This is a genomic window from Corynebacterium pseudodiphtheriticum (assembly GCF_023509295.1).
Lineage (GTDB): Bacteria > Actinomycetota > Actinomycetes > Mycobacteriales > Mycobacteriaceae > Corynebacterium > Corynebacterium pseudodiphtheriticum.
Window position 1 is genome coordinate 1,854,646 of the sequence record NZ_CP091864.1, and the last position, 17,186, is coordinate 1,871,831.

16 protein-coding genes are annotated in these 17,186 nt (G+C 56.5%); 7 read left to right on the forward strand and 9 right to left on the reverse strand.

Translation table 11 applies throughout. The annotated features are described in order from the left end of the window. The first annotated feature begins 24 nt into the window (after positions 1 to 24). A complete protein-coding gene (locus L9H78_RS08280) occupies positions 25 to 1,101 on the forward strand; it encodes a methionine ABC transporter ATP-binding protein (protein ID WP_021351923.1) in 1,077 nt (358 codons plus the stop codon). Next, positions 1,098 to 1,772, forward strand: coding sequence for a methionine ABC transporter permease (locus L9H78_RS08285; protein WP_021351924.1), 675 nt, complete (start codon positions 1,098 to 1,100; stop codon positions 1,770 to 1,772). Before L9H78_RS08280 ends, L9H78_RS08285 begins: the two co-directional genes overlap by 4 nt. A gap of 127 nt (positions 1,773 to 1,899) precedes the next feature. On the opposite strand, the gene arsB is transcribed toward L9H78_RS08285, so the two are convergent. Next, on the reverse strand, positions 1,900 to 3,009 hold the full coding sequence (arsB, locus tag L9H78_RS08290; protein WP_249619818.1) for an ACR3 family arsenite efflux transporter: 1,110 nt from the start codon (positions 3,007 to 3,009) through the stop codon (positions 1,900 to 1,902). A 103-nt stretch (positions 3,010 to 3,112) separates the two neighbouring features. On the opposite strand from arsB, the gene L9H78_RS08295 reads away from it, so the two are divergent. Further along, a complete protein-coding gene (locus L9H78_RS08295; RefSeq protein ID WP_081703730.1) occupies positions 3,113 to 3,460 on the forward strand; it encodes an ArsR/SmtB family transcription factor in 348 nt (115 codons plus the stop codon). A gap of 60 nt (positions 3,461 to 3,520) precedes the next feature. After that, positions 3,521 to 4,567: an ArsO family NAD(P)H-dependent flavin-containing monooxygenase gene (locus L9H78_RS08300; protein ID WP_249619819.1), complete on the forward strand. Its 1,047-nt coding sequence runs from the start codon at positions 3,521 to 3,523 to the stop codon at positions 4,565 to 4,567. A gap of 14 nt (positions 4,568 to 4,581) precedes the next feature. On the opposite strand, the gene L9H78_RS08305 is transcribed toward L9H78_RS08300, so the two are convergent. Continuing rightward, entirely contained in the window at positions 4,582 to 5,547 is a 966-nt protein-coding gene (locus L9H78_RS08305; RefSeq protein ID WP_249619820.1) for a ferredoxin family protein, read from the reverse strand. A gap of 248 nt (positions 5,548 to 5,795) precedes the next feature. Between L9H78_RS08305 and L9H78_RS08310 the strand changes: the two genes are divergently transcribed. After that, positions 5,796 to 6,392 carry an AMIN-like domain-containing (lipo)protein gene (locus L9H78_RS08310; RefSeq protein ID WP_249619821.1) on the forward strand — a complete coding sequence of 199 codons (597 nt, stop codon included), beginning with the start codon at positions 5,796 to 5,798 and terminating at the stop codon, positions 6,390 to 6,392. Here the strand turns inward: L9H78_RS08310 and L9H78_RS08315 are convergent. From L9H78_RS08315 to guaA, 3 genes are all read right to left on the reverse strand, one after another. Beyond that, positions 6,389 to 8,053 (reverse strand): Y-family DNA polymerase, encoded by a 1,665-nt coding sequence (locus tag L9H78_RS08315; protein WP_249619822.1) that lies wholly within the window; start codon positions 8,051 to 8,053, stop codon positions 6,389 to 6,391. The two genes, L9H78_RS08310 and L9H78_RS08315, sit on opposite strands and share 4 nt — an antisense overlap. Beyond that, complete coding sequence (locus L9H78_RS08320) at positions 8,054 to 8,851, reverse strand: hypothetical protein (protein WP_249619823.1); 798 nt, start codon at positions 8,849 to 8,851, stop codon at positions 8,054 to 8,056. It lies immediately after the preceding gene. Positions 8,852 to 9,504: 653 nt separating this feature from the next. Continuing rightward, positions 9,505 to 11,079, reverse strand: coding sequence for a glutamine-hydrolyzing GMP synthase (gene guaA / locus L9H78_RS08325; protein ID WP_249619824.1), 1,575 nt, complete (start codon positions 11,077 to 11,079; stop codon positions 9,505 to 9,507). A gap of 151 nt (positions 11,080 to 11,230) precedes the next feature. Here guaA and L9H78_RS08330 point away from each other — a divergent pair, with 151 nt between their 5' ends. Beyond that, positions 11,231 to 12,205, forward strand: coding sequence for an EamA family transporter (locus L9H78_RS08330; protein WP_249619825.1), 975 nt, complete (start codon positions 11,231 to 11,233; stop codon positions 12,203 to 12,205). Here L9H78_RS08330 and L9H78_RS08335 read toward each other — a convergent pair. Both L9H78_RS08335 and guaB read right to left on the reverse strand, forming a co-directional pair. Then, positions 12,202 to 13,362: a GuaB3 family IMP dehydrogenase-related protein gene (locus tag L9H78_RS08335; protein WP_249619826.1), complete on the reverse strand. Its 1,161-nt coding sequence runs from the start codon at positions 13,360 to 13,362 to the stop codon at positions 12,202 to 12,204. The two genes, L9H78_RS08330 and L9H78_RS08335, sit on opposite strands and share 4 nt — an antisense overlap. A 27-nt stretch (positions 13,363 to 13,389) precedes the next feature. After that, on the reverse strand, positions 13,390 to 14,907 hold the full coding sequence (gene guaB, locus L9H78_RS08340; RefSeq protein WP_023018999.1) for an IMP dehydrogenase: 1,518 nt from the start codon (positions 14,905 to 14,907) through the stop codon (positions 13,390 to 13,392). 168 nt (positions 14,908 to 15,075) lie between these two features. On the opposite strand from guaB, the gene L9H78_RS08345 reads away from it, so the two are divergent. Beyond that, positions 15,076 to 15,456 carry a DUF5319 domain-containing protein gene (locus L9H78_RS08345; protein WP_027017540.1) on the forward strand — a complete coding sequence of 127 codons (381 nt, stop codon included), beginning with the start codon at positions 15,076 to 15,078 and terminating at the stop codon, positions 15,454 to 15,456. A gap of 12 nt (positions 15,457 to 15,468) precedes the next feature. Here the strand turns inward: L9H78_RS08345 and L9H78_RS08350 are convergent, their stop codons facing one another. Continuing rightward, complete coding sequence (locus tag L9H78_RS08350; protein WP_249619827.1) at positions 15,469 to 16,479, reverse strand: hypothetical protein; 1,011 nt, start codon at positions 16,477 to 16,479, stop codon at positions 15,469 to 15,471. Between the two features lie 2 nt (positions 16,480 to 16,481). Further along, the gene (locus L9H78_RS08355) at positions 16,482 to 17,051 is read right to left on the reverse strand and encodes a sigma-70 family RNA polymerase sigma factor (protein WP_249619828.1); all 570 of its coding nucleotides are present in this window, start codon (positions 17,049 to 17,051) and stop codon (positions 16,482 to 16,484) included. Positions 17,052 to 17,186: the final 135 nt, after the last annotated feature.

Below are 17,186 nucleotides of genomic sequence, written 5' to 3' on the forward strand. Positions count from 1 at the left end.
TCTAAGAAGAAATGATGGTTTTTCGTGGTAAAACACTCGGGCCAAAGCCCTACTAGCGGAAGTGGCGAACGCCGCGGCACCCGCATCGAATTCACCAACGTCGAAAAAGTCTTTGCGAGCAAGAAGAAAGGCTCTGCGAAGGTCACCGCCGTCGACGATGTCACCTTGACCGTTGAGTCCGGTGAAGTCATCGGCATCATCGGCTATTCCGGCGCAGGTAAATCCACCCTGGTGCGCCTGATCAACGGCCTAGATTCACCAACTTCCGGTTCGCTCAAACTCGACGGCACAGAGATCGTCGGCATGTCCGAAGCAAAAATGCGCGGACTACGCCGCAATATCGGGATGATCTTCCAGCAATTCAACCTGTTTAATTCCCGTACCGCAGCCGCAAATATCGAGTTCCCACTGAAGCTCGCCGGTATCGCAAAAGCCGAACGCAAAAAACGCGTGCAAGAGCTACTCGAATTCGTCGGTCTTGGCGAACGCGGCAACTCCTACCCCGAGCAGCTATCCGGCGGACAAAAACAGCGCGTCGGCATTGCCCGCGCCCTGGCGACAAACCCGTCGCTGTTGCTTGCCGACGAAGCCACCTCCGCACTCGACCCAGAGACCACTCAAGAAATCTTGGAAGTATTGCGGAAAGTCAACCAAGAATTCGGGATCACCATCGTGGTGATTACCCACGAAATGGAAGTCGTGCGCTCCATCGCGGACAAAGTCGCGGTGATGGAAAACGGCTCCGTCGTGGAATACGGCGAGATTTACGAAATCTTTTCTGCGCCAAAAACGGACGTCGCCAAGCGATTCGTCGCTACTGCCCTGCGCAATGAACCGGACTCTATTGAAGCCGATGACCTACTGGCCCACGACGGGCGCCTGTTCACCATCGAGCTGACCGAAAACTCCGGGTTCTTTGAAGCCGCCGCCACGCTGCGTTCAGGCGGTGGTTCCATCAATATCGTGCACGGTGGCGTCACCACCCTGCAGCAGCAGTCCTTTGGCAAGATGACTGTGCGTCTCAACGGCTCTGATGACACCATCGATGAGTTCTACCGCACACTATCCCAGCGCACCCACATTGAGGAGATTAAGCGATGATTTCCGCAGCTGATACCAACTGGGACCGCCTGGGCCCCATGTTTTCCGACGCAATCGTCGACACAGTGGTCATGGTTGCTTTCGCCATGGCTGTCGGCGGCATCCTCGGCCTAGTCACCGGCGTTTTCTTATTCACCACCCGCGAAGGCGGGATCCTGCAGAACAAATTCTTCTACACGGTCCTAAACATCCTGGTGAACTTCGTCCGCCCAATCCCCTTCATCATTTTGCTGGCGTTGCTACAACCAGTGACTGTGGGAGTGATCGGCTCCTCCATTGGCCGTGAATCCGCGGCATTTGTGATGGGGATTGCCGCAACCTTCGCCGTCGCCCGTATCGTCGAACAGAACCTAGTCGCGATCGATCCCGGCATTATCGAAGCTGCCCGCGCAATGGGTGCTGGCCCGTGGCGAATCATCACCCGCGTGATCCTCCCCGAAGCCCTGGGGCCATTGGTCCTGGGTTACACCTTCATCTTCATCGCGATCGTCGACATGTCCGCCATGGCCGGTTACGTCGGCGGCGGTGGTTTGGGTGACTTCGCCATCGTCTACGGACACCGCGCCTTCAACTACGAGGTCACACTGGTTGCTACTGCCGTGATCATCCTGATGGTGCAGGCCGCGCAGTTCTTCGGCAACTGGTTGTCCAAAAAGATCATGCGGCGCTAAATCATCTGGCGCTAGATCATGCGACCCTAAATCATCTGGCGCTAGTCTCCGCACTCTTTACTACCACCCAGCCCGGCTTAGCCGCCGGGCTTTTCCATACGCACAGCACCTAACGCACAGCACCTAATTACACACAACTGCGGTCAGGTTGCTGTCCCGTAGCTGGCGCGGTCATGCCCGGCAAGGTTGCATCACCAGGGAAAAGCCTTGGCCCCACCCACAACATGACGTAAACCAACCCGACAAGCACAGGAATCTCGACCATCGGACCTATTGTTCCAGCTAACGCTTGTGCGGAATGCGCTCCGAAAGTACCGATGGATACGGCAATAGCCAATTCGAAATTATTTCCGGCAGCTGTAAACGACACCGACGAAGACTGCGCATAATTCATCCCCACCAGTTTTGACACAACCAACGACACAGCAAACATCCCAACAAAATAAAGAAGCAATGGGACGGCTACACGAACTACTGCCGTCGGTTGCGCTGCAATGTGTTCACCCTGCAGGGAAAACAATAAAACGATGGTGTACAACAGCCCAAGCAGCGCCAATGGTGAAATAGCTGGCAAAAATTTCGTTTCATACCACTGCCGCCCTTTGATATTTTCTCCCACACCCCGGGACAAAGCACCAGCAACCAGAGGCACTCCGAGGAACACCAACACAGAACTCACGATGGTCCAGAAGGAAAACTCCACTTCGCTGGCACCCAGCCCCAACCATTGGGGTAATACTTGCAGATAAAACCAGCCAAGCAGCCCGAACATAAGTACCTGAAATACAGAGTTAATAGCCACCAAAACAGCTGTAGCTTCCCGGTCACCACAGGATAGATCTGACCACACCAGCACCATTGCAATGCACCTGGCCAAGCCAACGATGATTAATCCAGTACGAAGTTCCGGCTGATCAGGTAAGAAAAACCACGCCAATGCAAACATGAAGGCTGGCCCCACCAGCCAATTAAGCACGATTGATACTGTCATCAACCGCTTATCTGCAACGATCTTGCGGGTTTTATCGTAACGAACTTTCGCTAGAGGCGGGTACATCATCACCAGCAAACCGAGTGTAATAGGCAAAGAAATACCACCTACTTCTAGCCGCGCCAGCGTTTCTCCGATTCCCGGCATCGTGCGCCCCAGGAGTAGTCCAACACCCATCGCGACGAGGATCCATACCGGTAAAAATCGATTCAACCAGGACATACGCGGACGTTGGGCAACGGTCATAAAACTCCTTAAAAACAATTCTGAACATCAAGCCAGAATCCTAAACTTATATCGATAGCTATCAATATTTTATATCGATAGCCGTCAATATAAAATAGTTGTTATGACCTCCCCAGAGACTCTCCCGCTGACTGATCTCACCTCCTGTTGTTCCCTGGGATCTGGCCTTTTGACCAAAAGTGAAGCTGAACGCTATTCCATTCTGTTCACAGCGCTGTCCGATCCCACCCGCCTACGATTGCTCTCGCGGCTAGCTGCGGAGGGATGCGAACCAGTTAGCGTCGCAGAGTTAACAGAATTATCAGGGTTGAGCCAACCTACCGTATCCCATCATTTAGCACGCTTAACCGAGGTCGGCTTATTGACCAAGGTACGAATCGGCCGTACGGTCACCCACCGCGTGCGTCCACAGCTTTTCGCAGAACTACGTACCGTCCTGCAGATCGGATAGAACTAAGCAATCAGCAACGGCGACACGATGGAAGGCAAGACAGCGCAAGGGACAAAATCTATGAATACGACCGGCACACGCGCTCACGAGCGTAACCAGCACCCTGACCATCCCAGCCCTGAACAGCACGAAGCCATCATTATTGGAGGGGGCCAAGCCGGCCTAGCTACCGCATACTATCTACTGCGCGCTGGGGTCGACACCCTCGTTCTGGATGATCAAGACGCCCCTGGCGGGGCATGGCGTCACGTATGGCCGTCCATGACGTTGTTTTCCACCGCGAGTTTTTCCAATCTTCCGGGCAAACCCATGCCAGAATACGACGGCTTCCCTCCGGCTGACCACGTCGTTGCTTATTTGGACGAATATGAGCAGCGCTACCGGGTCCCCGTTGACCGCCCCGTCCACGTTGACCAGGTAGAACGAAAAGACGACGGCTACCAGGTTTTTGCTGGCGAGCAGTCCTGGACCGCATCACACATCGTCGCTGCCACTGGAACCTGGTCTAGCCCTTTTGTTCCGCATTACCCAGGCACGTTTGACGGCACCCAGTGGCATTCCGCGAATTATCCCGGTCCGGAACCCTTCCGCGATTCTTCTGTCGCTGTAGTAGGTGCCGGAAACTCTGCGGCACAAATAGCCGCCGAACTCACCGACTATGCCGATGTCACCTGGTACACCCGGCATGAACCACGGTGGATGCCTGATGATGTCGATGGCCGCGTGTTATTTCGCCGCAACAGAAAACGAGCCCTAGCCATGCAACGCGGTGACAAAGACCCTGGGGCTGATAGCAACCTGGGCGACATCGTCGCACTGCCGAAAGTGCGCGAGGCTCGTGATTCCGGACGGTTGCAGGCAACCCCCATATTTGACTCACTCGATGAGGTAAGCACCGATCACCTTATTTGGTGCACAGGTTTCCGCCCGGCACTAAAACCGATTCGCCATCTGCTCAATGGCACGACACCAAAATATACCGATCTACACTTAGTCGGTTACGGTGACTGGACTGGCCCCGGGTCAGCAACGATCACCGGAGTCGGCCCCTTCGCCAAAGAAACCGCACGGAAAATCGCAACCACATTCGGGAAAGAAGTGAAATAGCCGGCGCGAAAATATCAGGACGCCGCTAAATCAGTGACCGCCCAGCCCGGCTTCGTCGCAGGGCTTTTCCCGCAGGAAGCCACGACACCGTCGAAAAGCTGCTGTTCCAACGCAACCCGCCAGGTACGGCCGTCGCGGTGTGCAACTTCCACCACGCACAAGTCTGCACCGGGGTCACTGGTCCCGCTGGATTCGCCGGGGGCACCGGTGGCACGTTCTGCAACCTGCCGAGCATAAACCAGATCCTGGTAGTGCAAATGCTCACCGGCGGCTAACAATTCACCGGCCACCGCTACTTCCGCGGCCTGGCTCGGCTCATCGTAGATTCCCCGCCCACGGTTGGCGGGATGAAAATACTTGCCTTCCAGTGCCGCCTGTAAAAGTTCACCGCCAGCCTGCTCATTCAGCCGTCCAAAGCTATAGCCCCACGGCAGCAACAGCATCGCCGGCGCAAACCTGTGACCTTTAGTGTGCGAGGTTTCCCAGACCACATCACCGGTAGACGATTTCGTTTCCAAGTATGCAGCCAGCGGACGCCCTTTCACCGCGCAGCAAACGTCGCGTTTAGCGTGCGTGCATACCAGGAGCAGTGGATCACTGCTGGGGCGGGCAGCAAATTGTTTATTGTTCCCCGGCCCTGTCAGATCCAGGTGCAGAAGATCTTCCGGCCCGCCGATATAAAGCAGCTCCGTATATGCCTGTTCCGGATACACCAAATACACCCGGTGCTGTCGGGGCATCTGGTGCCCGGCGCGACCAGGTTTGCGGATAAGTTGGAACCCCACCCCAGAACCCAAGTGCTCTTTGATTTTCTTGGAAAGCTCCGCGTCGAAGGTATCACCATCAAGTACGTCATGGCTCCAGCCCGCGGGCCATTCAAAAACCACGTACATCCGGTCGCGTTTGGCAGTGCCGGGCAATGGTTCTATTTGCACATCAGAGCATCGTGGATTGTGGTTCCGGGATTCAGGTTCAGTCATACCCCCAGCCTAGAACACAATTAGGCAACGATTTGGTTGAGTCTTTCTATCGCTTTGCTTTTGTACGCTGATTGTCTTGGCCCCCAGTATTGTGGGCGACTACGGTAATGAATATGGTTTCCCGGAAGCGATACGTGCCAGGCTTAGCTACTGCGGTAGCGAGCTGTCTGTTGTTGGGCGCGTGCACTGATTCCGGGACGAATGCTGCCGGGATGGGGTTCGGGGAGCACCGGCCTGATAATCATTCTGTGAATTCACATCCCGCACACACGGATGCTTCTGGAAAAGCCCAGAAGGCAGGTGCAGATTCCGACGGTGCGCTTACCCCACGAACTCCAGCCTCGCCACAGCCTGAGCATTCGGCACCGGCTGGTTTGACGGCTCTTGGCGATACTAATGGCGCGCCAAAAACGGAGCGTTTGGAGGCACCGGCACAGTTGGCTATCACGGATATCCGCATTGCTGGGCATGATGATTTCGATCGTGTGGTTTTTGAAATGGCGGGCAACGGCATGCCGGGCTGGTATGTCTCTTATACCGAACAGCCCTTCTACCAGGGCTCCGGCCGCACTGTGGATATGGAGCATTTGGTGGCCTTGAACATCAATATCGACGGCGTGGTGCGCTCGGATGAGGTTGCAAAGGATCTTCCCAGTCCAGATTATGCGGAGGTAGCCAAACTAGAGTCTGATTTGGGCAAGCAGCTCGGCGTCGTCAAGGAGTTCATCCCTGGTGGTATGCACGACGGCCGTGCCCAGTATTTCCTGGGGTTGGATATGAAACAGCCATTTTCGGTACAGGTTTTACGGGGGCCGACGCGGCTGGTCATTGATATTTTGCATTAGTACATGGCTTCGATGCACCAAGCACGGTGTTGCCACACTAAGAGCCACGCTTTTGGGTGCTGATCACCGGAGTTCTTGCCGACGAGCTGCATCCGCGCGAGCCGCTGGCTTTCATCAAAAATCTCGCTTTCCCACCATCCGGTGTCCACGGGCCAGGGCGCAGACCAGCCAAACACCTGGAATTTCTTATTGCCCCAAGACATGCCGACGGGATCGGCGCTCAACAGTGCCTCTGCGGTGACAAAAACCGGGTTGCCGTGTTTGTCCACCAAGCGCACTCGGCTGGCGGGGTGATCCAGCCCACCACCCAGTCGCGTCGGTAGTGGCGAGGGGATGGCACCGATCCATTCTGCACTGCGCCGGCCAGGTTCCCGAATATTTTCTGCAGCCTGCCCGTAGGGCAGAAAGCGCACCCGCTCGGCAACTCCCCTGCCGCCAACAGCATGCGGTTGTTGTACGGCATCGAAACCGAGCATTGACTGCAAACGAGACACTACGGTCGCGGTGGTTTCTTCTGCCACGGCAGTATCGGCTTCGATGATGGAGCCAGTGGTTGTCGGAGTTTGGGTTTCCAGTGGAATCAGGGATAATTCCACAATCGCCCCGGCCCCACCGCTGGAAAGCCACCCATCGAGCTGCCAACGTACGCGTTCGGTGGTGGCGTGTTCTGTCAATGCCGTGGTGGTGCGCCAGACTTTAGAAATCGTCGTTCCGTCGTCAGTTTCTGCGGCAATTTTGATGCGCACACAATTCAGTCCCTGTGCGGCCAGCTGCTGGTGCACCTGGTCGGCGAGCATGCGCGCGATGAAGGCGGCTTCATCAACACGCGTGATGGGCTCTTCCGGTGCGATGGTAGCCGACAGGTCCAGCTCTGCTGCATCGGGAGCGACTTTGCGTTGCTGTTGCGCGCTAGCGATGCGATGGCAGTGCAACCCTGCACTGCCAAAACGAGTACTAATGGCAGTGGTTGGTAGTTCGGTGAGCTCGCCCAGGGTGGAAATGCCGAGTCCAGCAAGGGTTTCTACAGTGTCTTTTTGACAGCCCAGCGCGGGTTCTGCGAGCAGCACAGACAATGGTTGCTGCCGCAAGAATGCAGCAGAACCACCCGGCTGGACGACGGTTCCAAGCACACGGTGCCGGGCAGCGATGATGGCAGTGGGTAACTCGTCGGCAGCCCCAGCGGTGGCATCGATTCCCTCGTGTGCAGCAGCATCAATGAAATGTTCCAAGGCGGCTTGCTCACTGCCGTAGAAACGCGTGGCGGCAGTCAGATTCAGTGCAACCATCCCCGGGCGTAGCACCTCAAGGGATGCAGCGACATTCTCCAGTTCCTCGACAATGGTGCTAAACAAGCGCCCGTCGCGTTGCGGGTCAGTATCACGCACCACCATGGATGGGCACAATGCTTGGGCTGCGCGCAGTTTCATGCCACGGCGCACCCCATGACCGCGGGCTTTATCGCAGCACGCTGTGATGCGGTGATTACTAGCCAGTGCAATAGCCGGGCTTTCTGGGCTGATACCGTGGCGAGTTTCTTCCAAAAGCGCTGCCTGGACGGGCCAGTCCGGAAACCACAGCACGGCGATGCGGTTGTCTCCCCTGCGGGCATGCTGTTGTCTCTCTACTGCAGGCTGAATGCGAGACGGAACCGCGGCAGTCATTTACTGCACCGCCTGTAGTGGTTCGGCGCTGCTAGGTACGGCGCTGGAGCGCGCACCACACGTGAGCATGACAGGCCCATTCCTGTGGGTTTTGCTGTAGGAGCTAACCGCAATTTCTGTATTTCGGATGCGCCCAGTACCGCAACCGATGCCAGAAAAACCAGTGACCTGAGCATTAATTGTCAGTGCCGGTGAGGGTACTTGTGCACCAACAGTGAGCACAGCCGCCCTACCCTTGCGGACTTTCGCCAGCAACGGGCGTGCTTGCGTAGGACTCAAAGTCTGGGTGCGCGGGCTGCGGTAAATCAGCACATCTACACCTTCTGCCAGCACGCCGAGCACCGTGATCCACTCCCTACCCGGGTTGGGAACCGTGATGATTTTGGAGAGATCCCCGCTTTCCGCGACCTGTGCCAGGGAAAGTTCTGACCAGTTCACAATAGCGACTGTTTTTCCCTGTGCGCTAATTTGTGCGATAAGTTCAGAGACGAGTGCAGGGCAATCACTACAATGAGATACAGAGTTTTTCGGCAACCCACCGGTGGAAATAACACCAGCGAGCTGACCAGACAATTCCACCACACGATATAGATCTGCAGAAGATTCATTTCCACCAGAAACGGAATCATTACTGAGTAGACGCGGTTTTTGTTGAACAGGAGTTAAGTTTGCTGCGGACTCTAAACCAGCAATTCTATTCCGTAATGACGCCACACGCTCCGCACGCACGTCAGCAGGAACAGCCACAGAACCATCCTGCAACCGCCCACCTTGCGCACGAATACCTGTTTGAGCCATAGCGACAGTATGGCACAGGTTTTCTAAACGCGCAATCATGTTCGAACACTTGGGGGTATCACACCTAGATAAATGGATAAGCTATCTTAGCCTGATGGATCTACGTGACAACGGGTGCTGCATCTTAGCGATCAGTCAAAATAAGACATTAAGTAACCCTGGGGCTATCAAGGATCTAACATTTCCAATGTGTAGACCCAGAAAATCAGATTATTTTCTATACACCCTACCCTTACCTAAAGTTTAATTATTGAAAAGATTAGGCAAAGTTTAATAAAATAATCTTACCCAAGAGGGGTTTCTGCATAAGCACAGCGTTGTCAAGCCCACTGACTGGGAGGAAAAATGAGAAATCTAGTGGCGGCAGCATCTTTTGGTACTATTCAAAGCCAGGCTCATGCCGAAATTTCGGGAATTCGTGAGAGTTGCTTTTAAAAAAATGCGGATTCATAACATTGCATCCATAGTGCTAGCGTTAATTGCTATCATATTGACTATTACCGAAATAGCTTCGACATTAGCGACGATGGCAATAGCGACACTAGCACTGATCGTTTTCATCTCCGGAGCTGAGACTCGAAAGCGCTAACGCCAAATGCCTGAAGAAAGCTGAGATCTAAACTAGCTTCAGGCCCAGCATTTTCAACTACTCCTTATTCCCACTCGATGGTTCCCGGTGGCTTCGAGGTCACGTCGACGACCACTCGGTTAACCTCCGCAACCTCATTGGTAATGCGCGTCGAGATCGTCTCCAACACCCCATACGGCACGCGAGTCCAGTCGGCAGTCATCGCATCCTCCGACGACACCGGGCGCAGCACAATCGGGTGACCGTAGGTACGGCCATCGCCCTGCACACCGACAGAGCGCACGTCGGCAAGCAAGACCACCGGACACTGCCAGATCTCGGCATCCATACCGGCGGCAGTCAACTCCTCACGGGCAATCAGATCGGCAGCACGCAAGGTTTCCAAACGATCAGCAGTGACCTCGCCAATGATGCGGATGCCCAAACCAGGGCCCGGGAACGGCTGGCGCGAAACAATCTCATCCGGCAAGCCCAACTCGCGGCCCACAGCGCGAACCTCGTCCTTAAACAGCAAACGCAGCGGCTCCACCAGCTCGAATTCCACGTCATCTGGCAAACCACCGACGTTGTGGTGCGATTTAATATTCGCAGTACCCGATCCCCCGCCGGATTCCACAACATCCGGATACAACGTGCCCTGCACTAAGTAGTCCACGGAAGCGCCCTCTGGAGCATCATCCAGCACGCCTGCCACCGCGCGCTCGAAGGAACGGATGAATTCCGCACCAATCGCCTTGCGTTTGGCCTCCGGCTCAGTCACACCGGCCAGCTTGCGCAAGAAAGCCTCGCGTTCGTCGACGGTCACCAGGCGCGCACCGGTAGCGGCAACGAAATCCTGCTCCACCTGCTCACGCTCACCGGAACGCAACAAACCATGATCAACGAACACACAAGTCAGACGGTCACCAATCGCGCGCTGCACCAGCGCTGCAGCCACCGCGGAATCCACGCCACCGGACAGGCCACAAATAGCGCGGCCTTCGCCAATCTGGGCTCGGACATCAGCCACCAAAGACTCCGCAATAGCACCCGGGGTCCACGTCGGCTGCAAGCCCGCAACCTGCGTCAAGAAGCGCTCCAACACCTGCTGGCCATGCGGGCTGTGCAACACCTCAGGATGGTACTGCACGCCAGCCATCTTCTTTTCCAAGCACTCAAACGCAGCCACCGGCGCACCCTCGGAAGTAGCCGTAACCTCAAACCCTTCCGGAGCCTTTGAGACGGAATCACCATGCGACATCCACACTTTGTGGGTCTCTGCCAAGCCCTCGTGCAACACGCCACAGCCGTCGGCAAGCGTCAAATCAGTACGGCCATACTCGCGCTTACCAGTCTGGGCGACGGTACCGCCCAACGCGTGCGTCATAGCTTGGAAGCCGTAGCAAATACCAAAAACCGGTACTCCCAGCTCCAACAATTCTGGCTGCAACGACGGCGCACCATCGGCATACACAGAGCTCGGGCCGCCAGTGAGCACCAGGGCAACCGGGTTTTTCTCCCGGAATTGCGCAATTGGCGCATCGTGGGCGATGACCTCGGAATACATCTGCGCCTCGCGTACACGACGCGCGATCAGCTGCGCGTATTGCGCACCGAAGTCGACAACAAGGACAGGACGTGGAGTTGCTGCATCAGTCACGCCCCATAGTTTAACTCACTGCCACAACCTAGATGACGCACGCTGTTATTTAGTGCAAGGCTGACAATGCTTTTCCAGCCCCACGAGTGGCAAGAAAACTAGCAAAACCCCGGCTGGACGCAAGAATCATACAAACGGAATAATCACTGCCATGGCTTCATCAGCAAACCCGATCTCTGTGCTGTGCATCATCGGCTCGTGCATCTCCCTGCAACTGGGATCAGCGCTGGCAGTGAAGCTTTTCGACGACGGCGGCACCTGGGGTACCTCGGCGGTGCGGCTACTCGTCGCGGCGGTGGTATTACTGGCCATCACGCGCCCGCGGGTACACGAATGGAACCGGCAACAATGGGCCGGGGTACTCGGACTTGGACTATCGCTGGGCCTGATGAACGGATTTTTCTACGCCGGAATTGACCTAGTACCCCTCGGACCCGCCGTGACCATCGAGTTCTTAGGCCCACTGCTCCTGGCAGCATTTTTATCGCGGTCTGTGCGCGATGGCATCTGCGTCGTCCTCGCCATGACCGGCATGGCGCTACTGGGTCTGGATGCTTTCAACGGCAACCCGCTCAACCCACTGGGCGTGGCATTCCTGCTGGGGGCAGCCTTGTTCTGGGCCATTTATATCCTGGCGAATAAAAACGCCGGTGCGCTGGTGCCCGGCCAGGGCGGGTTGGCCGTGGCGTTCGTCGTTGGCGGCGTCGCGATGCTACCGATGGGCGCTGGCGGCGCATGGAACCTGATTAGCTCCACCAACACCTTGTGGTTTGCCATTGGCACCGGAATCTTGGGGTCGCTGGTGCCGTATTCCTTGGAATTGATCGCGCTGCGCGGGCTGGCCCCCAATGTCTTTTCTATTCTGATTTCCCTCGAACCCGTCTTCGCCGCATTCTTCGGGTGGCTACTACTCGCGCAAAACATCAGCACGCTGAAACTAGTAGCCATCGGTGTGGTTATCGCCGCGTCAGTGGTGCAAACCGTCGGCCCAAAGCGCTCCGGCGAGGACGGCGAACCACGGGCGAAGCTGAAAAAGCTGCAAGACATTGGCAAAAAGGTTGCTACGAAGCGTACAGAAAAACGGCTCCGCGCCGAAGCCCGAAGCCGCAAGAAAAACCTGGATTAGCGCACTGCCAAGTCCACTTTCTGGAAAGCCTTCAAATCGGTGTACCCGCACTTCGCCATCGCGCGACGTAAGCCACCGACCAGATTTTGTCTGCCAAGCGGATCAGACGACGGTCCGTGTAGCACAACCTCCAGCGGGAAGTTCTGCAAAACCACCGCCGTAGGATCCCATTCCTCGGCTTCGTCCATGGCACCCAGTTCTAATACCGGATCGCTATAGATTTCTACGAATCCTCGCGGGAAGCTTGGGTGCCCGGCCACCGACGGCCAGAACCGACCACGTGCGGCAGCCTCTTCGGCCTGCGCCAACAAAGGTCCAAGCACGACAGCATCGGCACCACACGCGATAGCCTTGGCGATATCCCCAGCATTGTTCAACAATCCGTCGGCAAGAATGTGTACGTACCGGCCGCCGGTCTCATCCAAGTAGTCCCGGCGCGCAGCGGCGATATCAGCAATCGCGGTGGCTTTCGGAACATTGATTCCCAACGAAATATCGTTGGTGTTCACACCGCCGCCCACGATCACACCCGCCGCGCCCGTGCGCATCAAGTGCAACGCAGTGGTGTAATCAACTGCCCCACCAGCGATGACGGGAACTTCCAACGAACCAATGAACTCCTTCAAATTCAGCGGTTCGCCGTCAGCAGAAACATGCTCAGCAGAAATCAATGTTCCCTGGATTACCAGGATTTCCGTACCCGCGCTAATGACCGTCGGTGCCAACTCCCGCGCACGCTGTGGCGAAACACGCACCGCAACGGTCACACCGGATTCCCGGACCTCAGCGATACGGCGAGCCAGCAGCTCCTCGTCCAGCGGCAACGCGTGCAACTTCTGCAGGTACTCGGTGGGGTTATCCGCCTTGGTGACGGCCTCGACAGCGCCAGCGAGGTCGTCGACACGCCCCCACAGCCCTTCCGCATTGATGATGCCCAAGCCACCTTGCTTGCCCATCTCAATAATAAACTCCGGGCTAGCCAGCGCATCAGAGGCATGCGAGCAGACTGGGATATCGAAGTTATAAGCGTCGATGCTCCAGGTGGTATCGACATCCTTCGAGGAGCGGGTACGACGAGTCGGGATGATAGAAATATCCGCTAGCTCGTAGGTACGACGTGCCTCGCGGCCGATCCCAATCTCTGAATATTCGCGCACGAAATTAGCCTTCCTTTAGCGGTAGTTCTAGCGGTAATTCGGGGCTTCCATGGTCTGCTGCAAGTGGTGCGGGTGAGATTCCGCCAAGCCTGCCGCGGTGATTTGCACGAAGCGCTTGGTCTTCAGATCCGCAATGGAAGCAGAACCGGTGTAGCCCATCGAAGCGCGCAGACCACCGATGATCTGGTGGGTGATCGCGTCGATCTCACCGCGGTACGGAACTTTGCCTTCCACACCTTCTGGCACCAGCTTGTCTTCGCTGCGCACGTCGGACTGGAAGTAACGGTCCTTGGAGTAAGAACGCTTCTCGCCGGTCAGGCCGCGCCCCTGCATCGCCCCCATCGAACCCATGCCACGGTAGCGTTTGTACTGCTTACCGCCCACAACAACGATATCGCCAGGCGATTCCTTGGTGCCGGCCAACATGGAGCCCAACATGACGCAGTCCGCACCAGCAGCCAGCGCCTTGGCGATATCACCGGAGTACTGCATGCCACCGTCGGCAATCACGGGAATGCCAGCTGGGCCAGCAACAGAGGCGGCTTCCAAAATCGCGGTGATCTGTGGAGCGCCCACACCAGCAACCACGCGGGTGGTGCAAATCGAACCTGGGCCAATACCCACCTTGATGCCGTCAGCTCCCGCATCGATCATGGCCTGCGCGGCCTCACGCGTTGCCAAGTTACCGCCAACGACGTCGACCTGCGGGAAGGCCTTTTTCACGTCCGAGACCATCTGCAACACGCGGTTGTTGTGTGCGTGCGCGGAATCAACCACAAGCACATCGACGCCAGCTTCCACCAAAGCCTCGGCGCGTTGGAAAGACTCTGCACCCGTGCCGATACCGGCAGCGACCAACAGACGACCTTCCTTATCTTTGGAGGCGTGCGGGAACTGCTCGGTCTTCACAAAGTCTTTCACCGTAATCAGGCCAACGAGCTTGTTGTCCTCGTTAACGATAGGCAGCTTTTCTACCTTGTTTTCGCTGAGCAAGCTCAATGCTTCTTGCTTGCTGACGCCCTCTTTCGCCACCACCAGTGGAGTCGGCGTCATGACATCCTGCACCAGGCGGTTCGGGTCTGCTTCAAAGCGCATATCACGGTTCGTGCAAATCCCGACCAAGCGACCGTCGGCGTCGACCACAGGCAGGCCGGAGATGCGGAAACGCCCGCAGAGGTCGTCCACCTCAGTGATTGTCATATCCGGGCGGGCAGTCACCGGATCAGTAACCATGCCCGATTCGGAGCGTTTCACAATCTCAACCTGCTGTGCTTGCTCATCAATGGAGAGGTTGCGATGCAGCACGCCTATACCGCCCTGCCGCGCCATCGCAATGGCCATGCGGGCTTCGGTAACCGTGTCCATCGCCGCGGACGCTATTGGCAGGCCCAAGTTCACATTGCGGCTAAACCGCGTAGAAACATTAACCTCAGAGGGAATAACGTTCGATTCTGCTGGGAGCAGCAACACGTCGTCAAAGGTCAGGCCATACAATGCAACCTTGTTTGGGTCATCTCCACCAGTGTGTACGCGTTGATCAGTCATTCCCAAGATTCTCCTTTTCCAGCTTCACGTTTGTCAGACCGCTGTCATCCGCTGCTAGCTGTCTAGCTATGTCCTTATATCGTAATGGCTGGCCAAGAAAAAGGGGTAGCCGGGAGGGAACGGAAAGGGGAATTGAATATGAATGGTTTTGACAATAGTGTGTGCTATGTGGACTTTGATTCGAATATGCCCCGCGATCCCTTCGCAGATGATCCGAACGATCCGGCGTCGTTCCTCGATGCTGACGAGCCCATGCCAGAGCTTTCCGACGAAGAACGCCTCATGCTAGAACATGATCTACGCATGGTGCGCAAAATGGCACAGACCCTGCCGGAATTCGGCATCGATGGCATATTTTTCATCTGCGAGGACTGCGAAGAACAGCACTACTACGACTGGGACATCATGGCCGCTAATATGCGCTCCACCCTCTCTGGTGAATTAGCGCCGGTACATGAGCCCTCCGCGCAACCGAATACCGACCGCTACACCCCTTGGGAATACGCAGTTGGTTTCTTTGATGGGTTAAACCGCAAGCACTTGAATTAACAAGCACCTATTTTAAGACGCGCCGCCCCGCGTGCTCGCCTGGTGTTCCGGGCCAGCCGGGGCGGCGTGGTCATTTCCAGGGGATACGCCTGCGCCCTGACCACCCTGGCCGCGTTGTCCGTCTTCCCGCGACTCGACGTCCGGTTGCGTTGGAGACAACGGTTGCTGTGGCTGTGCAGGCGGTTGCTCACCAACAGACGGCTCACCCGACGGGCGTGGTTGTGGTTCCGGGCCGCCACCACCCGGCACTGCCTGTGGGTTTTGCTGTGCCGGAGCCACAGTCTTCGTGACGGTAACTTCCTTGGTTTCTGTAACCGTTTGCGGTTCTGATTCGCCTTCCGGCTGCGGTCGCACACGGGTAACGGTGGTTTTGGTTTTCGCCGCCTTACCGTCAGTGTCCGATTGCTCACCGCGGTCTTTATTCTCTCCCGCGCCTTTGCTCTGCTTGGCTTCTTTGCGCTCACGCAGGTTTTCCAGCAAAGTGCGGGCCTCAGCGATCAGTTTCCGGGTGGCTTCCTCATCACCGCGGTTAGCGCTGTCTTCCAGCTGTTGCAAGGTACTGGCAAGCTCTATACGAGCTGCTTTTTCATCATCAAACAGCGCCTGGTGCATTCCCCACAGCGGAGAATTCGGGGTCGCGTGATAAACGCTCAAACTTCCAACCGCAAACAATGCTGTGGCGGCCGCGGCGCCCACCAAGGCACTAGTCCACCCAAAACGTCGGCTGGCACCGGCACCAGTGCCAAAACCGAAACCTCTCCTTGGGGCGCGGTGGGTTCCGCGAGCAGCTCGGCAACGGCGGGCGTCAGCCAACTCATCAGGAGCATCAGCTTGGGGTTGCGCAGCGTGGGGTTCCACTGCCCAATCTGCAGGAAGCTTTGGCGCAGCTGGCATCTCGGATTCGATTTCTGTACGCAAACCCAACAATGCTGCCGCTAGGGGGTCCTTCCCCTGCGAAGGGTCTTGGCCCTGCGCCAGCTGGTCCAGGAAGAAATCGTCTTTCTCCCAGTCGCGTTGGTTCACGTTCACTCCCTTGAATCCTCGTTTTCCATACGCTTGCGAAGTTGCGCAAGCGCGCGGTGTTGCGCCACCCGTACCGCGCCAGGAGTGCTGCCCAAGGCTTGTGCTGTTTCCTCGGCCGTCAGCCCCACGAATACGCGCAGGATGATAATATTACGAGCTTTGTCATTTAAAGTATCGAGCATCCCGCGGACTGCGTTACAACCATCAGATTCCAATGCCGCGTCCTCCGGGGTGGGCATCAGATCCAGCTCTTCTGGTATTTCCTCTGAAGGGTGCAGCCGGTCTTTTCCCATGAAGCGATGGGCATCAGCAATTTTATTAAAAGCAATCCCGTAAACAAACGCCATGAATGGTCGGCCACGGTCCACAAACTTCTGCATCGAACTAGCTACCGCCAGGCAGACTTCTTGGGCCACGTCTTCGGCGGTGGGAGTTTTTCCGCCACCGATACGGGCGCGGCAATAGCGCAGCACCTGCGGATGAATAATCCGCATGACTTGCTGCATGGCACGGCGATCCCCATCTACTGCCAGTGGAACCAGCCGCGCGAGTTCTTCATCAGAATCGCTCACGTCCCAAATCTTTCGTTGACTGCAGGCCAATTTGCCGACACAAGTGCATGCGCGGCATTCCGGCCGAAGCCGACCTAAACTCTCGTCCCATCATATAACCGCGTGCGAACACGTGTTAAATTAATTGCTCTAATT